Source organism: Falsihalocynthiibacter arcticus (genome assembly GCF_000812665.2).
In the GTDB taxonomy this organism is placed as follows: domain Bacteria; phylum Pseudomonadota; class Alphaproteobacteria; order Rhodobacterales; family Rhodobacteraceae; genus Falsihalocynthiibacter; species Falsihalocynthiibacter arcticus.
This window is the reverse complement of sequence record NZ_CP014327.1, coordinates 512329-534800: the sequence shown is the minus strand read 5'-3', so window position 1 is coordinate 534800 and position 22472 is coordinate 512329. Positions and strand designations below refer to the sequence as shown.

Annotated in this window: 22 protein-coding genes; 9 read left to right on the top strand and 13 right to left on the bottom strand. The window is 51.6% G+C overall.

What is annotated here, in order from left to right; translation table 11 throughout:
- Positions 1 to 33: 33 nt before the first annotated feature.
- The 8 genes from pal (at position 34) to folD (ending at position 8056) form a co-directional block, all read left to right on the top strand.
- The gene (gene pal, locus RC74_RS02635; protein WP_039001501.1) at positions 34 to 546 is read left to right on the top strand and encodes a peptidoglycan-associated lipoprotein Pal; all 513 of its coding nucleotides are present in this window, start codon (positions 34 to 36) and stop codon (positions 544 to 546) included.
- Positions 547 to 549: 3 nt separating this feature from the next.
- Positions 550 to 1395, top strand: coding sequence for a tol-pal system protein YbgF (ybgF, locus tag RC74_RS02630; protein ID WP_052274742.1), 846 nt, complete (start codon positions 550 to 552; stop codon positions 1393 to 1395).
- Entirely contained in the window at positions 1392 to 2663 is a 1272-nt protein-coding gene (gene tilS, locus RC74_RS02625; RefSeq protein ID WP_052274741.1) for a tRNA lysidine(34) synthetase TilS, read from the top strand. Before ybgF ends, tilS begins: the two co-directional genes overlap by 4 nt.
- Positions 2664 to 2745: 82 nt before the next feature.
- Positions 2746 to 4668 carry an ATP-dependent zinc metalloprotease FtsH gene (gene ftsH / locus RC74_RS02620; RefSeq protein ID WP_039001500.1) on the top strand — a complete coding sequence of 641 codons (1923 nt, stop codon included), beginning with the start codon at positions 2746 to 2748 and terminating at the stop codon, positions 4666 to 4668.
- A 67-nt stretch (positions 4669 to 4735) separates the two neighbouring features.
- On the top strand, positions 4736 to 4960 hold the full coding sequence (locus RC74_RS02615) for a DUF6500 family protein (protein ID WP_039001499.1): 225 nt from the start codon (positions 4736 to 4738) through the stop codon (positions 4958 to 4960).
- A gap of 149 nt (positions 4961 to 5109) precedes the next feature.
- Positions 5110 to 6786 carry a formate--tetrahydrofolate ligase gene (locus RC74_RS02610; protein WP_039001498.1) on the top strand — a complete coding sequence of 559 codons (1677 nt, stop codon included), beginning with the start codon at positions 5110 to 5112 and terminating at the stop codon, positions 6784 to 6786.
- 60 nt (positions 6787 to 6846) lie between these two features.
- Positions 6847 to 7173, top strand: a complete 327-nt coding sequence (locus tag RC74_RS02605) for a chorismate mutase (protein ID WP_039001497.1) — start codon at positions 6847 to 6849, stop codon at positions 7171 to 7173.
- Positions 7154 to 8056 carry a bifunctional methylenetetrahydrofolate dehydrogenase/methenyltetrahydrofolate cyclohydrolase FolD gene (gene folD / locus RC74_RS02600; RefSeq protein WP_039001496.1) on the top strand — a complete coding sequence of 301 codons (903 nt, stop codon included), beginning with the start codon at positions 7154 to 7156 and terminating at the stop codon, positions 8054 to 8056. Before RC74_RS02605 ends, folD begins: the two co-directional genes overlap by 20 nt.
- Here folD and RC74_RS02595 read toward each other — a convergent pair.
- Together RC74_RS02595 and RC74_RS02590 are read right to left on the bottom strand one after the other, a co-directional pair.
- The gene (locus RC74_RS02595; protein WP_039001495.1) at positions 8053 to 8853 is read right to left on the bottom strand and encodes a crotonase/enoyl-CoA hydratase family protein; all 801 of its coding nucleotides are present in this window, start codon (positions 8851 to 8853) and stop codon (positions 8053 to 8055) included. The genes folD and RC74_RS02595 overlap by 4 nt on opposite strands.
- 84 nt (positions 8854 to 8937) lie before the next feature.
- Positions 8938 to 10248: an ATPase gene (locus RC74_RS02590; protein WP_039001494.1), complete on the bottom strand. Its 1311-nt coding sequence runs from the start codon at positions 10246 to 10248 to the stop codon at positions 8938 to 8940.
- Positions 10249 to 10619: 371 nt separating this feature from the next.
- On the opposite strand from RC74_RS02590, the gene RC74_RS02580 reads away from it, so the two are divergent.
- On the top strand, positions 10620 to 12077 hold the full coding sequence (locus RC74_RS02580) for a hypothetical protein (protein WP_156477401.1): 1458 nt from the start codon (positions 10620 to 10622) through the stop codon (positions 12075 to 12077).
- On the opposite strand, the gene RC74_RS02575 is transcribed toward RC74_RS02580, so the two are convergent.
- The 11 genes from RC74_RS02575 to RC74_RS02525 form a co-directional block, all read right to left on the bottom strand.
- Positions 12024 to 12527, bottom strand: a complete 504-nt coding sequence (locus RC74_RS02575) for a prepilin peptidase (protein ID WP_039001492.1) — start codon at positions 12525 to 12527, stop codon at positions 12024 to 12026. The two genes, RC74_RS02580 and RC74_RS02575, sit on opposite strands and share 54 nt — an antisense overlap.
- A gap of 2 nt (positions 12528 to 12529) precedes the next feature.
- Positions 12530 to 13384, bottom strand: a complete 855-nt coding sequence (locus RC74_RS02570; RefSeq protein WP_039001491.1) for a tetratricopeptide repeat protein — start codon at positions 13382 to 13384, stop codon at positions 12530 to 12532.
- Positions 13385 to 13402: 18 nt separating this feature from the next.
- On the bottom strand, positions 13403 to 13966 hold the full coding sequence (locus tag RC74_RS02565; RefSeq protein ID WP_039001490.1) for a tetratricopeptide repeat protein: 564 nt from the start codon (positions 13964 to 13966) through the stop codon (positions 13403 to 13405).
- A 5-nt stretch (positions 13967 to 13971) separates the two neighbouring features.
- A complete protein-coding gene (locus tag RC74_RS02560; RefSeq protein ID WP_039001489.1) occupies positions 13972 to 14952 on the bottom strand; it encodes a type II secretion system F family protein in 981 nt (326 codons plus the stop codon).
- Between the two features lie 13 nt (positions 14953 to 14965).
- Complete coding sequence (locus RC74_RS02555) at positions 14966 to 15934, bottom strand: type II secretion system F family protein (protein ID WP_039001488.1); 969 nt, start codon at positions 15932 to 15934, stop codon at positions 14966 to 14968.
- A gap of 5 nt (positions 15935 to 15939) precedes the next feature.
- Positions 15940 to 17373, bottom strand: a complete 1434-nt coding sequence (locus RC74_RS02550; RefSeq protein WP_039001487.1) for a TadA family conjugal transfer-associated ATPase — start codon at positions 17371 to 17373, stop codon at positions 15940 to 15942.
- Positions 17374 to 17382: 9 nt separating this feature from the next.
- Positions 17383 to 18633, bottom strand: coding sequence for a CpaE/TadZ family protein (locus RC74_RS02545; RefSeq protein ID WP_039001486.1), 1251 nt, complete (start codon positions 18631 to 18633; stop codon positions 17383 to 17385).
- 196 nt (positions 18634 to 18829) lie between these two features.
- Complete coding sequence (locus tag RC74_RS02540; protein WP_082802163.1) at positions 18830 to 19477, bottom strand: OmpA family protein; 648 nt, start codon at positions 19475 to 19477, stop codon at positions 18830 to 18832.
- Positions 19478 to 19481: 4 nt separating this feature from the next.
- Positions 19482 to 20915, bottom strand: coding sequence for a type II and III secretion system protein family protein (locus RC74_RS02535; RefSeq protein ID WP_039001485.1), 1434 nt, complete (start codon positions 20913 to 20915; stop codon positions 19482 to 19484).
- A gap of 213 nt (positions 20916 to 21128) precedes the next feature.
- Positions 21129 to 21968, bottom strand: coding sequence for a Flp pilus assembly protein CpaB (gene cpaB, locus RC74_RS02530; RefSeq protein ID WP_039001538.1), 840 nt, complete (start codon positions 21966 to 21968; stop codon positions 21129 to 21131).
- A 144-nt stretch (positions 21969 to 22112) separates the two neighbouring features.
- The gene (locus RC74_RS02525; protein WP_039001484.1) at positions 22113 to 22298 is read right to left on the bottom strand and encodes a hypothetical protein; all 186 of its coding nucleotides are present in this window, start codon (positions 22296 to 22298) and stop codon (positions 22113 to 22115) included.
- Between the last annotated feature and the right edge of the window lie 174 nt (positions 22299 to 22472).

Here is a 22472-nt window from a genome sequence, read left to right as displayed (position 1 = left end):
GATCCCCTTTGTAAAAACGAAGTGGAACTTCTAATGGTACATATTTCGAAAGTGGTTTTGCTGATTGCAGTCCTTGGGCTCGCGGCATGTAGCAATAAAAATGCAGACGCGTTAGGAAGCGGTGGCTATGGCGACGGTGCAAGCACCAGCGGTGGCTATGGCGATGCAAATGATCCGCGCAGTGTGGCCTATTTCAACACAACGATTGGCGACCGCGTTCTATTTGCCGTGGATCAAAGCACCTTAAGCGAACAGGGCAAAGACATTCTAACCCTTCAAGCCCGTTGGTTGATGGAAAATACGGCCTATACGGCGATTGTTCAAGGGCACGCGGACGAACAAGGCACGCGTGAATACAACCTTGCACTTGGCGAGCGTCGTGCAAACGCCGCACAGCAATTCCTGGTGTCACAAGGCGTTTCAAGCAGCCGTCTGCAAGTCGTAAGCTATGGCAAAGAACGCCCAATCGAGATTTGTTCCCAGGAAAGTTGTTACGCGCTCAATCGCCGTTCTGTCACGGTTGTAGCCGCTGGTGCTGGAGTCTAGCGCATGCGGTATCAGATTGGTTTTTCAACATCTCGTAGGGCACTGACAGGTATTGTCGCAGCTTCGTTCCTGAGCTTTGGAATGGGTGGGGTTGCCGCAGCACAGGATCAGACCCTTGCCGACATCCGTCAGGAACTTTCCGTTGTTTATGTAGAAATACAAAAGCTTAAGCGGGAATTGTCCACGACGGGTGGTGCAAATGGTGGCCAGAACAATGGCAGTTTGATTGAGCGAATTGAGACCCTAGAGGCCCAGCTGCAAAGTGTAACCGCACGTTCAGAAGAGGTTGAATTGCGGCTTGACCGGGTTGTCACGGATGGCACCAATCGGATTGGGGATTTAGAATTCCGGATTTGTGAACTTGAACCAAAATGCGACATCGGTAGTTTGACATTGGGCAGCACATTGGGCGGCGATACGTCGGCTGTGAATACGGCTCAGGCACCTACAGATAGCGTGCAATTGGCGGTTGGTGAAGAGGCCGACTTTGCAGTGGCGAAAGCGGCAATGGACGCCGGAAATTTCACTGACGCCGTGGAGCAATTCGACGCTTTCACCACGAACTATCCAGGTAGCAGACTGTCTCAGGAAGCCCATTTTCTACGCGGGACATCCTATGAATCCCTGTCGGAAACCTCTTCAGCCGCGCGGGCATTTCTGGCCAGTTTCTCTGGCGACCCCAACGGAGCGTTCGCGCCAAAAGCCTTGCTTAAACTGGGCGTTTCTTTGGGTGCGCTTGGTCAAACAAATGAAGCCTGTTTGATGCTTGGCGAGGTCGAAACACGCTTCCCGTCCTCCGAAATCGTAGGCCAAGCGCAATCATCTATGAGTGGTTTGGGCTGCAGTTGATCGAACCCGAACTTCACGACAAAGAATTGCAAAAGGCGCTGGCAGAAAAGCTGGCGCCTTTTGTCGGTCGTACCCTCGGACTCGCGGTTTCGGGTGGTTCGGATTCGAGGGCTTTGCTTGAATTAGCTGCGAATTGGGCACGCGAAACCAACAGCGAATTGCGGGTTGCGACTGTTGACCACGGATTGCGCATAGAGGCACGTAGCGAAGCTAAGTGGGTTGGGGAAATTTGCGCACAACGCGGGATTTCCCATGACATTTTGGTTTGGGAAAACTGGGACGGTCAAGGCAATTTGCAAGCACAGGCCCGCCGCGCACGCTATCATTTGATCGCAGAGTGGGCCGTTGCCGGCGGGGTAGCAACCGTTGCCCTCGGGCATACCGCCGACGACGTCGCCGAGACGTTTTTGATGCGTCTTGCACGTTCCTCTGGTGTCGACGGGCTCGCGCATATGCGGTCGGAGTTTGAGCGAGAGGGAATGCTCTTTACGCGTCCACTCCTATCAATGCGCCGCGAGTCGTTGCGAATGTTTCTTCGGGAACGTGGTGCGACATGGGTCGAGGACCCCTCTAACCAAGATTCCAAATTTGAGCGGGTGAAAATGCGCTCAGTTTTGCGGGAATTGGAAACATGCGGGCTGGAAACAAAAAAAATAACGCAGGTAGCAGAAAATTTAAAACAGGCTTCAATTGCATTGAAAACTTACGCGGCCAAGGAAGCCGAAGCGGCGATGGAGATTGAAGATTGCGATGTGTTGCTCGACTGGGAGCAGCTTAAAAAAATGCCAGAGGACATCCAAAGGCGCTTGCTTATCGGTGCACTTTCTTGGGTTTCTCCATCTGAATACTCTCCACGCTCGCGGGCATTGGCGCAAGTATTTGCGCAGCTAACTGACCAAGGAGCGAGTACGCTTTCGGGCTGCATTTTGACATTGAAGTCCAGTAAAATAAGGATTTTCAGGGAGCTTTCTGCGGTCTCGGAACCCGTTGAGGCGCATGGAAGTGCCGCGTTTGACTGGGATAATCGTTGGCATGTTTCTGGAGAGTTTCCAGAACATGCTAGGGTTGCTGCGCTCGGGGAGCAGGGCCTCGCTGCATGCCCCGAGTGGCGTGCATCTGGGCGCAGGAGGCAGTCGCTCCTGTCCTCTCCATCGGTATGGGTCGGCGCAGAACTCGTTGCGGCGCCACTGGCCAAAAAGCACAAATACTTGGTGGCGACACCTCTTCGTGATAAGGAAGATTTGATCAGAATCCTTTTATCGCATTGAAGATTTCGCTGTGATCCTTATTTTAGGTAGGTGACGACGCTCGGATTCTACCGTTCTGTTAATTTTCGTAAGGAGATGTCCCTTGGGCAACGCTCGAAGTTTCGCTTTTTGGATCGTTTTGGGTCTGCTTTTTATCGCATTGTTCCAGCTTTTCAGCGGCAATCAAACGACACTGTCTAGCAGTGAGTACGCCTATTCGGATTTTGCCGTTGCGGTTGAGGCCGGTCAAATCACGCAAGCAAAAGTCGATGGCGAACGCGTCACCTTTGTTGGCCTCGACAACAAAGAGGCTTGGGCGATCATTCCCAAGGACGCTGAAGTTACGAAAATGCTTCTTGATCAAGGCGTAGAAGTAACCGCCGTTTCTCAGGAAGCCTCATCGGTTAGTCGTATCATTTGGCTGTTTGGCCCTGTCATTCTCCTGATTGGATTTTGGTTCTTTATGATGAACCGTATGCAAGGTGGCGGCAAAGGCGGCGCGATGGGCTTTGGCAAATCTAAGGCCAAGATGCTGACCGAGAAGTCAGGCCGAGTAACATTTGATGATGTTGCAGGTATTGACGAGGCCAAGGAAGAGCTCGAAGAAATCGTAGAATTCCTGCGCAATCCACAAAAATTTAGCCGCTTGGGCGGTAAAATTCCTAAAGGTGCTTTGCTTGTGGGCCCTCCAGGTACCGGTAAAACATTGCTAGCGCGAGCGATTGCGGGTGAAGCAGGTGTGCCTTTCTTCACCATTTCGGGGTCTGATTTTGTTGAGATGTTTGTCGGTGTGGGCGCAAGCCGCGTGCGCGACATGTTTGAACAGGCCAAAAAGAACGCACCTTGTATTGTGTTTATTGACGAAATTGACGCGGTTGGGCGCCATCGTGGTTCCGGCCATGGCGGTGGCAATGATGAGCGCGAGCAAACTCTCAACCAACTTCTGGTCGAGATGGATGGCTTTGAAAGCAACGAAGGTGTGATCCTTCTTGCCGCGACAAACCGCGCCGATGTTCTGGACAAAGCGCTAACACGCCCCGGTCGTTTTGACCGCCAAGTTCAAGTTCCAAATCCAGATATCAAAGGTCGCGAGAAAATTCTCAATGTTCACGCTGCTAAAGTCCCTGTTGGCCCCGACGTTGATCTGCGGATCATTGCGCGCGGTACTCCAGGTTTCTCTGGGGCGGATCTTGCCAACCTTGTGAATGAGAGTGCCTTGATGGCCGCGCGCATTGGGCGCAATTTTGTGACCATGGATGATTTCGAAATGGCCAAAGACAAAGTTATGATGGGCGCTGAGCGTCGCAGCATGGTTTTGACGGCGGATCAGAAAGAAAAAACGGCCTATCACGAGGCGGGGCACGCGATCGTGGGGATTTCGTTGCCGAAATGTGATCCGGTTTATAAAGCGACAATCATTCCACGTGGTGGTGCCTTGGGGATGGTGATGAGCCTTCCCGAAATGGACCGTCTGCAAATGTTTAAGGACGAAGCCAAGCAACGCATTGCGATGACAATGGCCGGTAAAGCAGCCGAGATTTTCAAATACGGCGCAGACAGCGTTTCCAGCGGCCCCGTAGGCGACATCATGCAGGCGACAGCTTTGGCGCGCGCTATGGTGATGCGCTATGGCATGTCCGACAAAGTGGGCAATATCGATTACCAAGAGGCAGCCAATGGGTACGATTCCATGGGCGGTGTCGGCGGATTCTCGGTTTCTGCGGCGACAAAAGAATTGATCGAAAGCGAAGTTAAAGTGCTGATCGACGAGGGCTATGCCACAGCGGTGCGTATTATCGAAGAGCGCGCTGAAGACTTTGAACGTTTGGCGCAAGGGTTGCTGGAGTACGAAACCCTGACGGGTGAGGAAATCGCCCGCGTTGTGCGCGGCGAGTCACCCCATGTGAGCGACGACAATGATGACAAGTCGGACAAAGGTTCCAAGCCAAGTTTGACAGCGGTTCCGAAAACGAAACCGAAAAAGCCAAAGTTGGACGGTGGCATGGAGCCAGAGCCATCCGCTTAGTTTTTCACCCATAAGATTTTAAACGCCACGGGAATTCTCGTGGCGTTTTTTTTGGAAAGAACACTTTATGCACGCCGCCCTACGCTCAAGAATTATGACAGTTTGCACCCAAAAAATTGCGCAAAAGGGCGAAGGCGTCGGCCTATCGTTCTATGCATTTTTCGCTAATCGGAATGACGACCCTGCCAGGTTGATGGAGGCCGCGACTTGGTGGATTGAAACTCACAAGCTGGATCATTTTGAAAAAGCGACAAAAATTCTGGCCATGGCGATCGCAGAATCCGACGAGTGAGCGAAGCTTTCTTCCACTCAATGGCCCCAATCTTTCCCATGTGAAACAAATCACGGCGCTTTCTATGGGGGAAATGTCGGAATTGAGCCTGTGGTGCCGGTTCTGGCAAGGTATAGCAATTATGAAGCACCCTTGAACCAGAGGCCATAATGACTTTCAAAACCGACATTCAGATTGCACGCGAAGCCAACAAGAAACCAATACAGGAAATTGGCGAGAAACTTGGCATTCCAACAGATCATCTTTTGCCTTTCGGTCATGACAAAGCCAAGGTCAGCGCCGACTTTATCAAAGGCCTCAAGGGTAAAACTGACGGCAAACTCATCCTTGTGACCGCGATTAATCCGACTCCGGCAGGCGAAGGTAAAACCACGACGACCGTTGGTTTGGGGGATGGTCTCAATCGGATCGGAAAGAAAGCCGCAATCTGTATTCGCGAAGCATCGCTGGGCCCGTGTTTTGGTATGAAGGGTGGCGCCGCCGGTGGGGGCTATGCGCAGGTTATACCAATGGAGGATATGAACCTCCATTTTACGGGTGATTTCCATGCCATAACGTCGGCCCACAACCTGTTGGCAGCCATGATCGACAACCATATCTATTGGGGTAATGAACTTGAAATCGACGAGCGTCGTGTGGTTTGGCGCCGTGTTCTCGATATGAATGACCGCGCCCTACGTGATACCGTGACGTCACTGGGGGGCATTGCCAACGGCTTCCCGCGCCAAACAGGTTTTGATATTACTGTGGCTTCCGAAGTCATGGCGATCTTGTGCTTGGCCACGGATTTGAAGGATCTCGAAAAGCGGCTCGGCGATATTATTGTCGCTTACCGTCGTGACCGCACACCCGTCTATGCACGAGATCTTAAGGCGGATGGGGCGATGACCGTGTTGTTGCAACAAGCGATGCAACCCAACATTGTTCAAACGCTCGAAAACAATCCAGCCTTTGTTCATGGTGGCCCGTTTGCGAATATTGCCCACGGTTGTAACTCGGTAATCGCCACGACCACGGCCCTAAAACTGGCCGATTATGTTGTCACAGAAGCAGGTTTTGGCGCGGACCTTGGTGCCGAAAAATTCATGAATATCAAATGTCGCAAGGCGGGAATTGCTCCTGATTGCGTCGTATTGGTCGCCACTGTGCGCGCCATGAAAATGAATGGGGGCGTCGCAAAGGGCGATCTTGGTGCAGAAAACGTCGAGGCGGTACAGCATGGTTGCGCAAACCTTGGACGCCATATTGGCAACATGAAATCCTTTGGGGTGCCCGTCGTCGTTGCAATCAACCATTTCACAAGCGACACAGACGCTGAAATCCAAGCGGTCAAACACTATGTTGCGTCACAAGGTTCTGAAGCGATTCTCTGTAAGCATTGGGAAAAGGGCTCTGCGGGAATCACTGAACTGGCAACGCGTGTCGCGGAGATTGCGGATGCGGGTATCAGCCAATTTGCGCCACTATATCCCGATGACCTTCCACTGTTTGAAAAAATAGAACGGATTGCAAAGTCAATTTACCGCGCCGACGAAGTCCTTGCGGACAAGAAAATTCGCGACCAACTGCGCACATGGGAAGATGCTGGATTTGGCCATCTCCCAATATGTATGGCAAAAACACAGTATAGTTTCTCAACCGACCCAGATTTGCGCGGTGCACCTGTGGGTCATTCTGTGCCTGTACGGGAAGTTCGGCTTGCGGCGGGAGCTGGGTTCATCGTCGCGATTTGCGGGGAGATCATGACGATGCCCGGTCTGCCGCGCGTGCCGTCCGCAGAGACGATAAAACTCAATCCCCAAGGGGAGATTGAAGGGTTGTTTTAGACGCATTGAGGGTGGGCGCGTATTGGCGTATGAGAAGGCGACCTAAACTATGGAATGCCCATGCGCGACCCACAAAACTGTAAAAACATGACGGAATTGCGCGTCGAAATCGATGCGCTGGACCGTGAATTGGTCTCGAAACTGGCCTTACGGTTGAAGTATATCGACCGTGCCGCCGAGATCAAAATGCGTGATGGCCTGCCGGCAAACATCCCCGCTCGAGTCGAAGATGTCGTTGAAAAAGTCACGTCACAGGCTCGGATTGTCGGCCTTGCACCAGCACTCGCAGAATCCATATGGCGCGAAATGATCGGGTTTTCGATTGCCCGTGAAGAAGCCGTTCTAAACTCACCCAAGGAGAGCCCCGATGACAGCAACGTTGATTGATGGCAAAGCATTTGCAGCCGAAGTGCGTCAGAAAGTGGCCACCCACGTAACCCGATTGCGCGATGAAAATGGCATTACACCAGGGCTGGCTGTTGTGTTGGTAGGCGAAGACGCTGCGAGCCAGGTTTATGTTCGCGCAAAGGGAAAAATGACAACCGAAGTTGGCATGAATTCCTTTGAACACAAGTTGGAAGCGGATACCTCTGAAGGCGATTTGTTGGCGCTGATTGCGAAGCTAAATGCCGATCCTAGCGTGAATGGCATTTTGGTCCAGTTGCCGCTTCCTGCGCATTTAAACGAGGATTTGGTGGTCAATTCCATCGATCCTGCCAAAGACGTTGATGGCTTTCATATTTCCAATGTCGGTCGTTTGGGGACGGGGCAAAAATCGATGGTGCCTTGTACGCCGCTCGGCTGTTTGATGATGTTGCGCGAGTTCCACGGTTCGCTTTCTGGCTTGAATGCTGTGGTCATTGGGCGCTCAAATATTGTGGGCAAGCCTATGGCGAGCCTACTTCTTGGGGATAGCTGTACGGTGACAATCGCCCACAGTCGCACGAAGGATTTACCAAGTGTCGTCCGTGCTGCGGACATCGTTGTGGCCGCCGTTGGGCGGCCAGAGATGGTAACGGGGGATTGGATTAAGAAGGGCGCAACTGTAATTGATGTGGGGATTAACCGCATTCCCGCCCCTGAAAAAGGCGAGGGCAAGACACGGCTTGTTGGCGACGTGGATTTCGCGTCGGTCAAGGAAGTTGCTGGCGCTATTACACCGGTGCCGGGGGGGGTTGGCCCCATGACGATTGCGTGCTTGCTTGCAAACACACTGACAGCAACCTGCCGCGCGAACGGGCTAGCTGAACCTGAGGGGCTGACGGCTTAAGCGGGGTCTTTATAGTTCGCTTTTCGGCCCTCTAACCCAGCCATGATGGCCTCCATCTGGTTGGGTGTACCTAAGAGTTTTGCTTGTGCTACAGATTCCGCCATGAGTACGTCAGGTACACTCGCATGTTCGATTTCTGTAATTAATTCCTTGGCAACACAGATAGCGTCAGGGTTTTTGGTCGCAATATCACAAGCGATCTCAAGTGCGCGGGCTTTGGGATCATCGTTGATTTCGGTGATGAAGCCCGCGTTCAGTGCTGCATTGCCATCAAAAACCTCGGCGGAATAAATGTATTTCCGGATAAGGTCTGCGCGGGCGAGTTGCGGCAGAAGGGCCATACCGCCCATGTCAGGAATGAGCCCCCATTTTCCCTCACGGATCGAAAATTTACTGTCTGGCCGTGCGATCCGCATGTCTGCGCCGAGCATTATTTGAAAGCCGCCGCCGTAAACGTGCCCATGCACTGCGGCGATCACAGGCATCGGCAAGTCGCGCCAAACCATTGTTGCGCGTTGGAAAAGGTTGCTGTCGCCATGGGTGCGCGCCGTAATGCCACCGGTTTTGGACATTTGCGCAACGAGCGTACCAAATGTAGATGTATCGAGGCCCGCACAGAAGGACGGGCCGTCGCCGCATAAGACAACCGCGCGGATGTCTTTGCGGTCCATCAATGCTTCACCCGTTTCGACAATCGCTTGGATCATTTCCAGATCAAGCGCGTTGCGTTTTTCCGGACGGCAGAGCGCAACGACCGCGACAGGCCCATCCATTGATAGGGATACACGTTCCGACATAGCATTCTCCTTTGACATTCAGGGAGAAGATTGCCGTGGTTTCAACCTTTTTCCAAGCCCTTCCGCGAGGGAAGGGCCAAGCTGTTAGTGAATAATCGCCTCGTCTTTTACGAACATATTGGCCCATGCGCGGTCGATCAGGTCGGGGGACATCTGATAGGGTATCCCCTCAAACTCGCAAATCGCGATCATTTGGTCGATCAGGAAGATAGGCTGATAGTTGGCATAAACGTTGTCGATTTCGGGATATTTCTTTTTTAGCAAATGCACTAGGGCGGCTTCGTCTAGGGGCATTTTCCGACGGCGTGCCATCATGGCAAAAATCTTGATGTAGTCTTCTTGGTCGGGACCATCAATTTTGATTTTAAAGAAGATCCGGCGCAGAGCCGCTCTATCGAAAATCTCGTTTGGGTGGAAGTTGGTAGAGAATATGACCAGCGTGTCGAACGGAACCTCAAATTTTTCGCCCGATTGTAGAGATAGGATATCTTTGCCCTCTTCAAGCGGCACAATCCAACGGTTGATGAGAGCCTGTGGTGACTCCTCTTGGCGTCCAAGGTCGTCCACAATAAAGACGCCGCCCGTGGATTTAAGCTGGAGAGGCGCTTGATAGGTGCGGGAAGTTGGGTTGTAGACAAGGTTGAGCATGGAGAGAGACAACTCGCCACCGGTGATAACCGTGGGGCGCTCGCACCGCACATAGCGTGTGTCAAAACGGTTGGAGGCACGTCGCAGCGAGTTTGGATCCTCCTCCTGCGCTTCTGCAGCACTGTGCACAATCGGGTCATAGACCGTGATCACCTGACCGGCATATTCAATGGCGCGCGGTACGAATATTTTGTCGCCAAGCGCGTCGCGAATCCCGTTCGAAATCGAGGACTTCCCGTTGCCAGGAGGGCCATACATCAGGATTGAGCGCCCAGAACTCACTGCAGGCCCCAGTTGGTCGAGGAGCGTTGGCGGTAGGATCAAATGCCCCATTGCACCGTTCAGTTGCGCCCTGTTGATCATGATATTGCGGATGGATTGGCGTTTGACCTGTTCCTGATAGACCGCGAGGGGGACTGGCATGGCACCATAATATTCGGACTGGCTTAGAGCATCTAAGGCACGTGCTTTTCCCTGATCCGTCAGTTGGTATCCCATTTCATTGCCGGAGTTGGCGTGAAGAGTCCCTGTAGCCTCAAGCAAACGTTGCTCGCGGGCCATATCTACCAATTCTTGGGTGACGGGCATCGGGAGGCACACAGCCTTGGCAATTTCGGATACCATTTCAATATTCTGCCGAAACAGCGTTTTCAGAAGTATGTCGCGCATCATCACAGGCGAGAGATTCATCTCGTTGAGACGTTTTGGGGCAGGAGGGGCAACAACACCCGTGGATTCATAAGACATTTGAAATACCTGTTTGTTTGCCAATTGGTTAGAACTGCTCTTTTTGTGGTGATTCTACCGCGCTTTGTAGGAATGACCACAAAAAACGCGCAGGAGGTTTTGCAAGACGTATGGTCTGCGGCTAGTGTTGCTTAAAAGTTAACGCGGGCGCCAATGAAACAAATCAATTCAATTCTCCTTTTCGCTATTTTGTTCGGAACCACCGTTGTCTTTTCAGGCCTGACGCTTGCCAAGGGGGGCATGTATTTGGGGAAGCACGAATCCGACATCCTCCATCTCTTGGATATTTTACAGCGATTAAGATTGGGGGGGGAATTCACACTGATATTCAAACGCCCATCGGAGTTTTTGCGTTCGCGCCGATACTTTGGGTGGCTAATTTTGACGTTGGTTTTGGGATGAGCTTCGCAATCGTTCAATTGGGGCTCGCACTTTGTTTGTTACCCGCTCTTGTTTGGGTTGGCGTTTCGCGACTTGGGCCGGTTGGTGCGGTGTTTTTTGGGGTGAGTATCCTTGCGATTGCGACCTCGATGGTTGGCGGGCAAACCGATACATCCTCCTCAATTTCGGTACATTACAACCGGTGGGCTTGGGCGATTGGCCTGACAGGTCTTGCGCTTGCTGTTTTGATGCCGCGTAAACCCTCTTCTGGAGCGCGCATGTTTGAAGGGGCAGCCATTGGGGTAATAATGGCCGTTCTGGCTCTTTTGAAGGTGACGTTTTTTCTGGGGTTCACCGTGCCAGTTGTGGTTGGCCTACTTTTGCACAAAAACAATAAGGGCCTTGGCGTTGCCATTTTCGCAGGCCTCGGAGTCGTTGCTGCGACAACCTTGGTGATGGGGGTCACATTTTGGGGTGCCTATTTTGATGATTTGATACGGGTCGCTACGTCTAAAAATCGGCCGTTTCCTGGTGAAAGTCTCATGAGTCTTTTGACCGCGCCGCAGTATTTGGCAACGTCAATTGTGGCGTTTATGGCCTGCGTGACGCTTCGACAATCAGATCAAGGCAAGGCGGCCTTTCTCCTTCTCATCTGCTTGCCGGGCTTCTACTACATCACTTTCCAGAATTTTGGCAACGACCCGATCTGGCTCATTTTTCTCATGGTTTTCCTTATGGCAAACCGTCCGGATCGAGATATGCGCAATGCAATGGGCTGGAGTATGCGCGGAGCAGCAGCAATAATTACCGGCGCGGCGTTTGCGATTGTTGCTCCTATTTATCTGAACGTCCTGACAAGCAGTTTGCACCATTACGCCGTAAACACAGCCTCTTACGCGCCATTTCTTCCGATTGTCGCGGAGGATATTCAGACAGCAAATATCCGAAGCCAATCCGTTTCAACCCTTCAGAGGGTGGATGGCGGTGCGAGTGGTCTTGAAGGGTTTGTTTCGGAGCCTCTTGAAAAGGAACCACGCATGTTAGGTGGGATAGTGTTCCCCGAGTGTCAGAACCAAACGGGTGTGGTTGCGACAGTTCATGCGATTTCGGGTGCGATTTCCCAGATTATTCCCGCAAAGGGCGGGGCACTTTATGTTGCTGACGTGGTTTCGGCGCATTGGATCGAAGCGGGGATGATGCCCGCAAAAGGATCGGCCCCGTGGTATTATGGCGGGCTGCCGGGGTTTGAAAACGCTGAATATCTTCTTGTGCCCAAATGCCCCGCGCTTCTGTCGGTACGCAATGCCATGCTCGCGGAGATCCAAGCCCACGAGAATGTTTTGTTAACGCCCTTGGATGAAACGCCGCTTTATGGGTTCTTTCGGATCGACGTCTTAGACGTTGAAAAAAGCAGCAAGAATGAGGTAGAGCGCGAGCAAAAATCCTAGAGAGATCCCCGCAGGGAACTCTTTTTTGCGATGCCAACTTTCCCACTCGGGCGCGAGTTTTTTCGCCAAAGGCGAAGCACGCACAAGCCGGTGCGCAACAAATCCGACGAGCAAACAGGTTGCGAGTAAAATCGTAAATTTCGGGATATCCTCTCGCGCAACGAAAGGGGAAATCGCGGCAAATACCTTTGCGTCTCCTGCGCCCACTAAACCTATGCTTGCGGCAACAAAGCCCACGACGAGCATAACAAGCCCCTGCATCCATCCGGAAAAATAGACATCTAAAGGGAGGGCGAAAAAGCCGATAACCGCGTAGATCGCGACCAACGCTAGGACGGCCGTATTGCGAATTTTCATGTGCTTAAGATCGCTAAACATGACCCAAACACAAATGGGCAGGACGAAAGGCAAGAAGACTTTCGCCGCGCTAGCGGAAAGTGCTAAATCCAAAGTTAAGCGCCACCTTCAAGGGCAGTCAGGGAGCGAACAGCCGCTTCGAAGTGCTGTGGATGGGTATCAATCGATTCCTTGAGGAGACCTTTGCCGGTAGCCACATCCCCTTGCTTGACGGCGGTAAGGGCCATCGTGTGAAGCAACAAAGCACGCTCTTCTTGGGTCATGGGGACAATAGGCATTTCGTAATTGCGCTGTGCACCCCGAGCCAATACCAGATTATTTTTGGCAGTGAATAGTTTGGTGTCATAGGAAATTGACTCGCCAAAGAGCTTTTCGGCCCGTGCGTAATTCCCACGGGTCAGCATCGAGTAGCCCCAGTTATTCAAAACATTTGCCGGTGTCGTTGTCAGTCCTACCGCGGTTTCATAGTAACTATCCGCTTTGGTCCACTCTTTGTTCGAGTCCGCGACCATAGCTTCGAGGCGATACCGTTTAAAAGTTTCGACTGTGGGGGAGACTTGATCCAGCACAACTTCGGCTTCATCCCACTTATTGGATCGGATCAGCGCGTCAGCGTAATCAACCTGATCGGTGCTTGTCCCTTCACTGCTTGCAACAACGGTTTTCCAGCTGCTCAAAGATTCATCGGGTTTCTTGGCACGCACCAAAGACACCGCAAGGCCCCGATGGAAATCCATCCGACTGGGGTCGCTGAGGACGGCTTTTTTGTAATAGAGAACGCCTTCATTTGGATCTGCAACCGTCAACATGATGTCGTTCAGGTTGCTCTCGTCAATGACGTTAATGTCTTTTATCGCACGTTTGACATCGGCTGAATTCGACGAGTCTTCACAGGCGGCAAGAGCTATTGCACTGCTCAAGCACAGCGTTAGAAAAATTGGATGGCGCATTTTTGCGTCCTTTACTGCTCAATTCTCTCGTGGAGTTGCGAGGAGTAAATAGCTGCTGCTACCACGCCGAACCAACTCATAATTACTTACATCTTCCTCAGCATAGGTCGTATTGTCAATTTTTTCGAGCGCTAAGCGAAGATTTTTGCGAATTGAGTCGCTTTCGCCACTATCCAAGGCATAAGCCGTTTGGAATACGCGGCTGGCTTCACCCGTTTGGCCAGTTTCCATCAAGACAACCCCGAGGTTATTCCATGCAGGAACGAAAGTGGGGTCCTTCTTCACAGCTTGTCGCAACAGTTTTTCAGATTGTCCTAGTCGACCAAGACGCAGGTTCACCGAACCAAGCGCGCTGAGCACATCTATGGTCATTCCCTGCTCGGAGGCGGCGCGTAAATAGGCTTTGAGGGCGAGTTCATATTCGCCAGCTTCCATCAATCGGTGTCCTACGAGAAGGCCATCTACGCCGTTTTCGGAGCTAACACCGGGAGCGAGAGTACCATTCACGCCAGAACCGCCCGTGGGATCACAGGCGGTTAAGAAGAGACTGGCAAAGAGGAGAACAAATTTCGTGGCTGTCATGCCACCTAGAGTCCCGCACTTCCTAGTGTTGTGGCAATACCATAAACCGATGGGCCAATAAGAATTATCAATAGTGGCGGAACTGTCAGCATCATCGTGGCCAAAGTCATTTTTGTTGGCAATTTGTTGGCCTTTTCTTCGGCCCGCATCACCCGTTTGTCGCGCATTTCTTCAGCATATACACGGAGCGCATCGGAAATGGATGTCCCGAAGGTCTGGGACTGATTCAAAACGGTCACAAAACTACGTACGTCTTGCACACCACAGCGTTCGGCCATGTCGTTGAGAACCTGCACCTTGTCCTTACCCGCTTTGGATTCGTGGGCAACGATGGCAAACTCATCGGCCAAATCTGGAAATCCTGCGCGGATTTCTTCACTTACGCGGAGGATGGATTGGTCCATGGATTGCCCCGCCTCGACGCAGACGAGCATCAAGTCGAGGGAGTCAGGAAAGCCGTTGATGATCGCCTCTTGGCGCATTTGGAGACGACGGTTTACCCAGTATTTTGGGGCCATATAACCGATAATTCCGGGAAGGAGGATGCTCATCATCGACGATTGCAGGCCCGCATCTTCTGAACCTGATTGGGTCAAAGTATAGATGGCCCCAAGGATAAGCGCCAAAATACCCAATGCGAATTGTGCAAAATGATAGGTGCGCACCGAGGTTTTATCGCGATAGCCAGCCTGTAAAAGTTTCAAGCGCACAGCGGAGTATTCTTCTTCGTCTTGTGGCTCCAAGAAGTTGGAATATTTTTCCAACTTGTCGTTCTTGCCCGACCGCAAGGCTTGCGTTTTGCCTTGCTCACCATTGGTCCGTGTCTGGCGCAGCTTGTCCAATGGGTCGACCGTCTTGCGCATTAAGAACGGAAGGGTGCCCAAAATGAGGAGAATTCCGAGGGCGCCAGCAATAATCGCAAGCCCGACAGTGACATCCCCAAAGTTGTCGATCAGCATTGTTTTGAAAGTATCAATAAGTCCCATGATGTGCTCCGATCTAAACTTTGATGTTCACAAGCGATCTCATTACGAAAATGTTCGCCGTGAGGAAGCCAGCCACAACGAGGCAAGCGGGGATAAAGACAGAGGTTTCTTTCACGCCGTCATAGTAATCTGGCTGAAGGACGCTGATGCCAACAAGGGCCAAAAGCGGGAAGCCGGAGAGGAACATACCAGACCATTTAGCCTCTGCGGTAATCGCATTCACGCGGCGGAAAAGTTTGAAACGCGCTCGGATAACTTTCGCCAATCCGTCCAAAATTTCGGCCAAGTTGCCACCGGAAATCTGCTGGATCGTCACGGCAACCGCAAGGAAGCGTAAATCCTGCATATCCATGCGTTCGGCTAAGTGTTTTAGCGCTTCGCCAACGTCGCGACCATAGGCATTTTCATCGGCAATGACGCCCATTTCGGTTCCCAAGGGATCGGCAACTTCTTTTGCGACAATGGCAATTGCAGACGAAAAGGGGTGCCCAACACGCAGGGAGCGCACCATCAACTCAACTGCGTCTGGCAGTTGCTCTTCGAGCAGTGCCATGCGTTTTTTGGCCTTGCCATTCACCCACATAAAAACGGCGGTGATACCCATCAAGATTGCGAGTCCAACGCGAATTGGCGCGGAAGCCCCCGTGGCGATTGTCAGACCGAGGAAGGCAACGCCCGCCATCCCGACCATCACGAGAATAAGCTGTGCGGGTGAAAAGGCGATGTTCGCTTTTTGCGCCTTAACAGCCAACAGTGAATAGAGAGGAATGCCGCGCGATTTGAGGTGTTGCCCCATTTCCTTGCGAAGTTGTTCGAGAACTTGTTCCCGCCCGCCGCCTTTTTCCAGCATATCAAGGCGTCGGTTTACGCGACTGTTCAAGCTAATGGATTTGCCAAAAACCGTCAGGTAGATCCCTTCAACAAGGACCAATACCGATACGAAAATGAGGACGTAAATCAGAGGGGCTGCACTGATAATCATAACATTTACTCCGCGGCCATTTTGGTGGGTTCAAACAAGGTGGCTGGCAAATCATAACCCCACATGCGGAACCGCTCTGAGAAGTGGCTGCGCACACCTGTGGCTGTGAAGTGACCAATAATCTTGTTATCGGGGGTTAGTCCAACACGTTGATATCTAAATATTTCCTGCATCGAAATCACGTCGCCTTCCATGCCCGTGATCTCGGTGATCGAGGTCATGCGGCGCGAGCCATCTTGAAGGCGGCTGGCTTGAACGATGAGGTTAACAGCCGAAGAAATCTGGCTGCGCACAGCCTTGAGCGGCATCTCAATGCCGGCCATCGCGATCATATTTTCCAGACGGCTAACGCCATCACGCGCCGAGTTGGCGTGGATTGTGGTCATAGAGCCGTCGTGGCCCGTGTTCATGGCTTGCAACATGTCGATAACTTCTTCGCCACGCGTCTCCCCAACAATGATACGGTCTGGGCGCATCCGAAGAGCGTTTTTCAAACAGTCGCGCGCGGAAACTTCGCCTTTGCCCTCAACGTTTGGCGGGCGACTCTCCATGCGTCCAACATGTGTTTGCTGGAGTTGAAGCTCCGCCGTATCCTCGATTGTTAGGATGCGTTCGGCGTTATCAATGAAGGACGAAAGCGCGTTTAACGTTGTGGTCTTACCCGAGCCAGTACCGCCAGAAACGATGATGTTCAGGCGCGTGGCAACGGCGGCCTGAAGATAGGCGGCCATTTCCTCGGTGAAGGCACCGAAGTTTACCAGATCATCAATGCCCAGCTTGTCCTTTTTGAACTTACGAATTGAAACCAAGCTGCCGTCTACGGCAACAGGGGGCACCATGGCGTTAAAACGAGAGCCATCTTGAAGCCGCGCATCCACATAAGGGTTGCTCTCATCAACACGACGGCCAACGGCGGAAACAATTTTGTCGATAATCCGGAGAAGGTGCTTTTCGTCCTTGAAAGTGATGCTGGTGAGTTCCAGTTTCCCGTCGCGCTCCACGAATATTTGCTGTGGGCCATTCACGAGAATATCGTTCACGGTCTCATCCCTCAGGAGAGGTTCAAGCGGCCCAAGGCCGGTCACTTCGTCAAAAAGTTCCCCGTTCAGCGCGGCGCGTTCTTCACGATTGAGAACAACTCCCATGTCTTCCAGGGACTCACTCGCGATGGCAAGAATTTCGGCGCGCAAATCTTTTTCGCTCGCTTTTTCCAAGGCCGCTAAGTTCAGGTTGTCCAATAGGCGACTATGAATCTCAACTTTGATCTCGCTGAGACGGGATTTGCGTTTAACTTCTTTGTCTTGCGGTGCTGCGGCTCCTGCGACCAATGCCTTACGAAGGCTCGGCGCTTTGGGAGCGCTTGAGGTGACCTTTGGAGCGGCTTCAACAATCTTAGCTGTTGATTTTACGGCGTCTTTTTTGCTGTAACGTGAAAACATGGTAACCCCTTACGATCCTGTAGCTTCAGCCAAATTGTGCTTGTGTAGCGACAGGGCCAGTTTGTGAATTTCTTTGCGAAGCGGAGACTTCGGAGCGCTTTCGGCTAGCGGTTGGCCGTGGTCATTTGCTTGCACGATCTGCTTGCCGCCGTCTGGCAGCTGGACTTCGATGTGGATATCCAGGCTTTCCGCCATCCGCTTGACCCGCGTTTTACCTGCAATATCGGTGAATTTTGGCCCACGATTGAGTACGAAACGCATTTTCTCGTAGGGCAATTGTTCGGCCTTAAGGGCGCGGATCATGCGCAATGCGTTTTGGGCAGAGCGCATGTCCAATTCAACCATTGCGAAGTAAATATGCGCTTGCTGAAGAACTGCTTCTGTCCACGCGACCAAAGTTGAGGGCATATCAATGACGACGTAATCGAAGTTGATCCGTGCGGTTTCAACGATTTTTAGTATTTCTTCTGGGCCAATAATATCCAACGGCAAGATTTCCGCAGGCGCCGTCAACACGTGGAGCTTTTCGTTATAGGACAAAAGCGTGTGCATGAAGCTTTCACTGTCCATCGTGTCGGTATCCGTCAACATTTCATAAACGAGGTCACGACGCGGTAAATCCAGGAATGTGGATGCGGATCCAAACTGGAAATCCAGATCAAGCAAGCATACGCGTGGTGGGTTCTTTTTGTCGATTGTCGCGAGTTCCCACGCCAAGTTCACAGCGAAAGTCGTCGCGCCGGTGCCTCCGGCAAGTCCGTGGACCGGTAGAACAACGCCACTATGGTCATTGGTCGCCTTAAGCGTGGTTGTAAGTGGAACCTCCGCCACCGCTGCGGCTGCAATGCTTGGTTTCTGGCGAAGCCGTTCGATGGCTTCATGCAGTTCGTTCTCTGGAAGCGGGTAGGGGATGAAATCATCCGCGCCCAACCGCAATAATTTGTGCAGAGCAATGGCGCTCACATCGTCGGCGATCAATATCACCTTAACATCCGAGGTTTTCGCCGCAGTGATCAGGTTGGATATAAGGGACAGGTCCTCTTCGTCTTGGTCGTCAACCGCGATGGCGACGAACTCAAGTCCTTGGGCTTCATCTTGTCCTAAAAAAGCGAGTGCGTCTTGGAACGTCAAGTCTCCCCAGCTCTCGCCGAGTTCTGTTTCCATGTCCTCGATCAAAAGATCGAAGTTTTGCACATCGCGAGAGATGGTACACGCTACGATCGGTGCCAACTCTGGCTGCAGCATTGCGTTACTCGTCATTTGCCTCACGTCCTTCTGTTAAAGGACGAAAACGGTTCTAAATGACAACCCACATTACACTGCTCAAGTGATGGATCGTCCCGTTGTCGCCCATACACGCAAGTCATTCTGCGTGTACTGCTCCCATTTTTTGAGAATGGCAGTCAATCTGGGCAACATTAGGGCCAAAAAGCTATAATTGTGCGGTATCTTGAGACTATTGACTGTTTCCGGCAGCACCTGTTCCAGTCAGTTCGGTTTGGTAAGCTGCGCTTGCAACATACTCACGGAATACAACTTCAGCATACTTACCATTGAGAACGGTCGGGTGATTCTTTAAGAATCCGTCAACTTCGGTAACCGTACGACGGTTTTCGCGATTTGGATTGTTGGTATCAACTAAAGGCTGAGACTTACCGTATGACACAACAGCCGCAAGGCGACTGCGGCTAATTCCCTGACTTTCGATATAGTTAACCGCAGCTTGTGCGCGGCGCAGTCCCAAGGCCTTGTTGTAAGCCACAGAGCCAACCAGATCGGTGTGGCCATAGACTTTGAACTTCATTTCAGGGAACTGGGCAATCCATTTTGCCTGAATCGCAAGTGCGGCGCGGGCGTTGTCATCCAACTGGGATGAGTTGAATGCGAAATTGATTGTTGACGGTGTTTCTTCAGCAAAACGCTTTGCCAAATCGACGGCATAAGATTTTTGTCCGGTTTCGACCAATATATTGTTCATGGTCGGGTTTCCGAAACTGCCTTCGTCCAATTCCGAGCCAGCTTCTGTACTACAAGAGGCGACTGCAACTAGACTAACCATTGCGAAAGATTTTACGAAGGCTGCTTTAGACATAAACCGCTGCATTTACTTACTCCATCACGTAACCGTAGGATCCGCCAAATTCTTGCTTGGCAACTTCCCCGGCAACGCCTTTAGGTGTTTTTGAACCGGCAACTTTGCCAAAGAGAAAGAGCTCACTTTCGGTCGGGATTCGAATGCGATCCGTTGGAAGAGCAAGGGCTTCGCCGCGTGTTGGGGTGACCAAGTGAGGTGTGATGATGATCACAAGTTCAGTTTGGGCCCGTTGGTATTCGGCGCTGCGGAAAAGAGACCCAAGAATAGGGATGTCCCCGACCCATGGAACCTGACTGTTAAGGTCCTGAAAGTCATCCATCAGCAAGCCGGCGATAGCAAAACTCTCACCGTCGCGCATCTCAACTGTTGTCGAGGTCTCGCGCGTTTTGAAGGCGTCAATGCGGAAACCGTTCACGTCAATGCCGTTTGAAGTATCGAGGCTCGAAACCGAGGCGTTAAGGGACAGGTTGATGATGTCATTATCAACTACGCGTGGAATGAAATTAAGCGAAATACCGAATGGTTTATACTCAACTGTTGTGGTTGAGCCCCCATTTGACGATTCACTTGCGACAGGAACTGGATACTCGCCACCCGCCAAGAATTTGGCTTCTTGTCCGGAAATGGCGGTCAAATTTGGTTCTGCAAGTGTGCGTACAACACCTTTGCTTTCAAGAGCTTCGAGCATAACAGCAACTTGAGTTGCACCCGCGTTGAAGCCAAAGAGCATTGCGCCTGCGCGTTCATTCGTCGACGCTGTGGAGCCATTATTGATCGCGTTGTTTAACAGCGTGCTGTTGGCATACTGGCCAGACCCTGCCGTTGTGCCAACCGAACCATTTGCGATGAGACCCGTAACTCCGACGCTTGCACTTAGACTTTTGCGTACGGAGCGGTTCATCTCGGCAAAGCGAACTTTCAGCATGACTTGCTGATTTCCGCCAACAACCATGAGGTTGGAGACACGCTCAGGAGCGTATCTTTGCGCAAGGTCCATCGCACGATCCAAACGTGCAATGCTCGATACCGTACCAGAAAGGACTATTCCGTCATTTGCTGTGCGGACTTGAATCTGCTCGCTTGGAAGGATTTGTTTTAAACGCTCTTTGAATTCAGCGATGTCTGGTGTGACCTGAACTTCTACGTTTGTAAGAAGATTTCCGTCGCCTCCAAGGAGGGTCAACGTCGTCCGTCCGGGGGCTTTGCCCAAAACATAGATCGTTCGATCAGAAAGTGTGGAAATGTCCGCGATACCTGGGTTTGCGATGGAAAGCTCCGCAAAAGGAGTTTCGCTTTCCACAACGACTGCGCGGTTCATGGGGACGCTCAACGCAGTTGAGGTCGATCCCCGCAGGACTTTAAGTGTTTCTGCTTGTGCTGATAGTGGGACTGCTGAGCCCAAAATTGCGCCAAAACATGCTGCTGTAAGTATTTTTTTGATCATCATTGTGATCCCGCCTCTCCGACCACGCCTCTATTTATTGGGTCTTTTGTTGCCCATTTTAAAACTACAATGACGCAAAGCAATTTTCATTGCAAGAATCAATGCATTGAGGGGGGATATTGATGTGGATAAGTCGCAACACAAAACAATCTGTTGTGATTGGGTTCGGGCGCAGACTCTATATAGAGTGTGCGCCCTTCAGATTTTTAGAATGTTCTAATTGGTACAGGTAATTGGGATTTCAACAACTTCTGCGCCTCGACGTGTTCGAATAGTACAAACTTCTTGTTGTTCGACTTCCACGACTTGTTGGGTAACGATGCCCAATAGGTCTCGTTGGTTGATTTCGATATTTGCATCAGCAACTGTGTCATCTTGAGCCCCGACAAGTGACAGGGCAAGGCGACCGGTTGCTTGCGCTTGCGCTAATGCCGCAACCTGCTGTGGCGTGATCTCTACAGTTACGTTTCGTGCAATCGCCGCATCGGAGCGGTCCGAATTCGCGGTCTGATCGACGGCAATCAACTGAACGTTGGTTTCGATAAGTTTGGTCACATCATTACCGTTGCTAGAACCGGACCAATAAACGTCAACCTGATCACCCGGACGCAAGAACCCGGAAACACCAGTTGTCACGTCAACTTTGATGGCAAACGCGCGCATTCCTTTGGTTAGCCGCGAGGTAATTCCAGCATCTTCGCCGGGGGCGGTAACTTTGACTGCCATGATGGGCTCTCCGAGCTCCATGGTGCGTAACACTGTACGTGGCTCATCTTTCCCCTTAGAGAAAAGCGCTTCTTCCGAAGTAAAAGCACCTTCAGGAATCGCATTTTCTGGCCAGGCAATTGTCTTGATGTCTTTGAGAGTAAGACGCTCGCCATATACTACGCGGCGGGTCGCTACATAAACATCAAGTGTCGGAACAATTTTCGCAGCAGCAGCGCGTTCGCGGGCCAACTGGTTTTCTTTGCCTTCAATGAAGCCCTTTGCGGTATATACTGCGAAACCAGCTAGGCCTAAACCAAGCATGAGGACCAATCCAAAAACCAATCGCATTTTCTGCCCTTTCATTATTGTTGCTTTTCTCAGACAGCTGCCGGAAAAGCCGTTACTCGATAACCAATATTGCGCGCTGATTGTGTCAAATCCGTGGTGTTTCAGCGGGAAAATTAAGAATTCCCTCTAAAACGGAAACAAAGATCAATCGGAAATGACTTCAATTTCGGCCACTTGTTCGCTGATGTTACTCGCGACATTGGATGAGGAGCTTGCGAGTGAATAAATCACACCAATACTTAAACCGACGATGCCCGCCGTTAATACAACCCAGTCAACAGTGACTGCGCCGGATTCGCTCTTTGCAAAAGCTTTGAAAAGGTTAGTCATGGCTTCATTCCTTCTTTCTGTAGGATATTTAACACCGATTTTCTCACCGAGATCTGTAGGTATTGTGGGGCGGGATTGTGGCAGATTTTTGCATTTCACACGGTATGTTTGTGTTCACAAATGCTAATGCCCAACAAAAAAACCGCGCTCCAATAAGGAACGCGGCATGCCCAA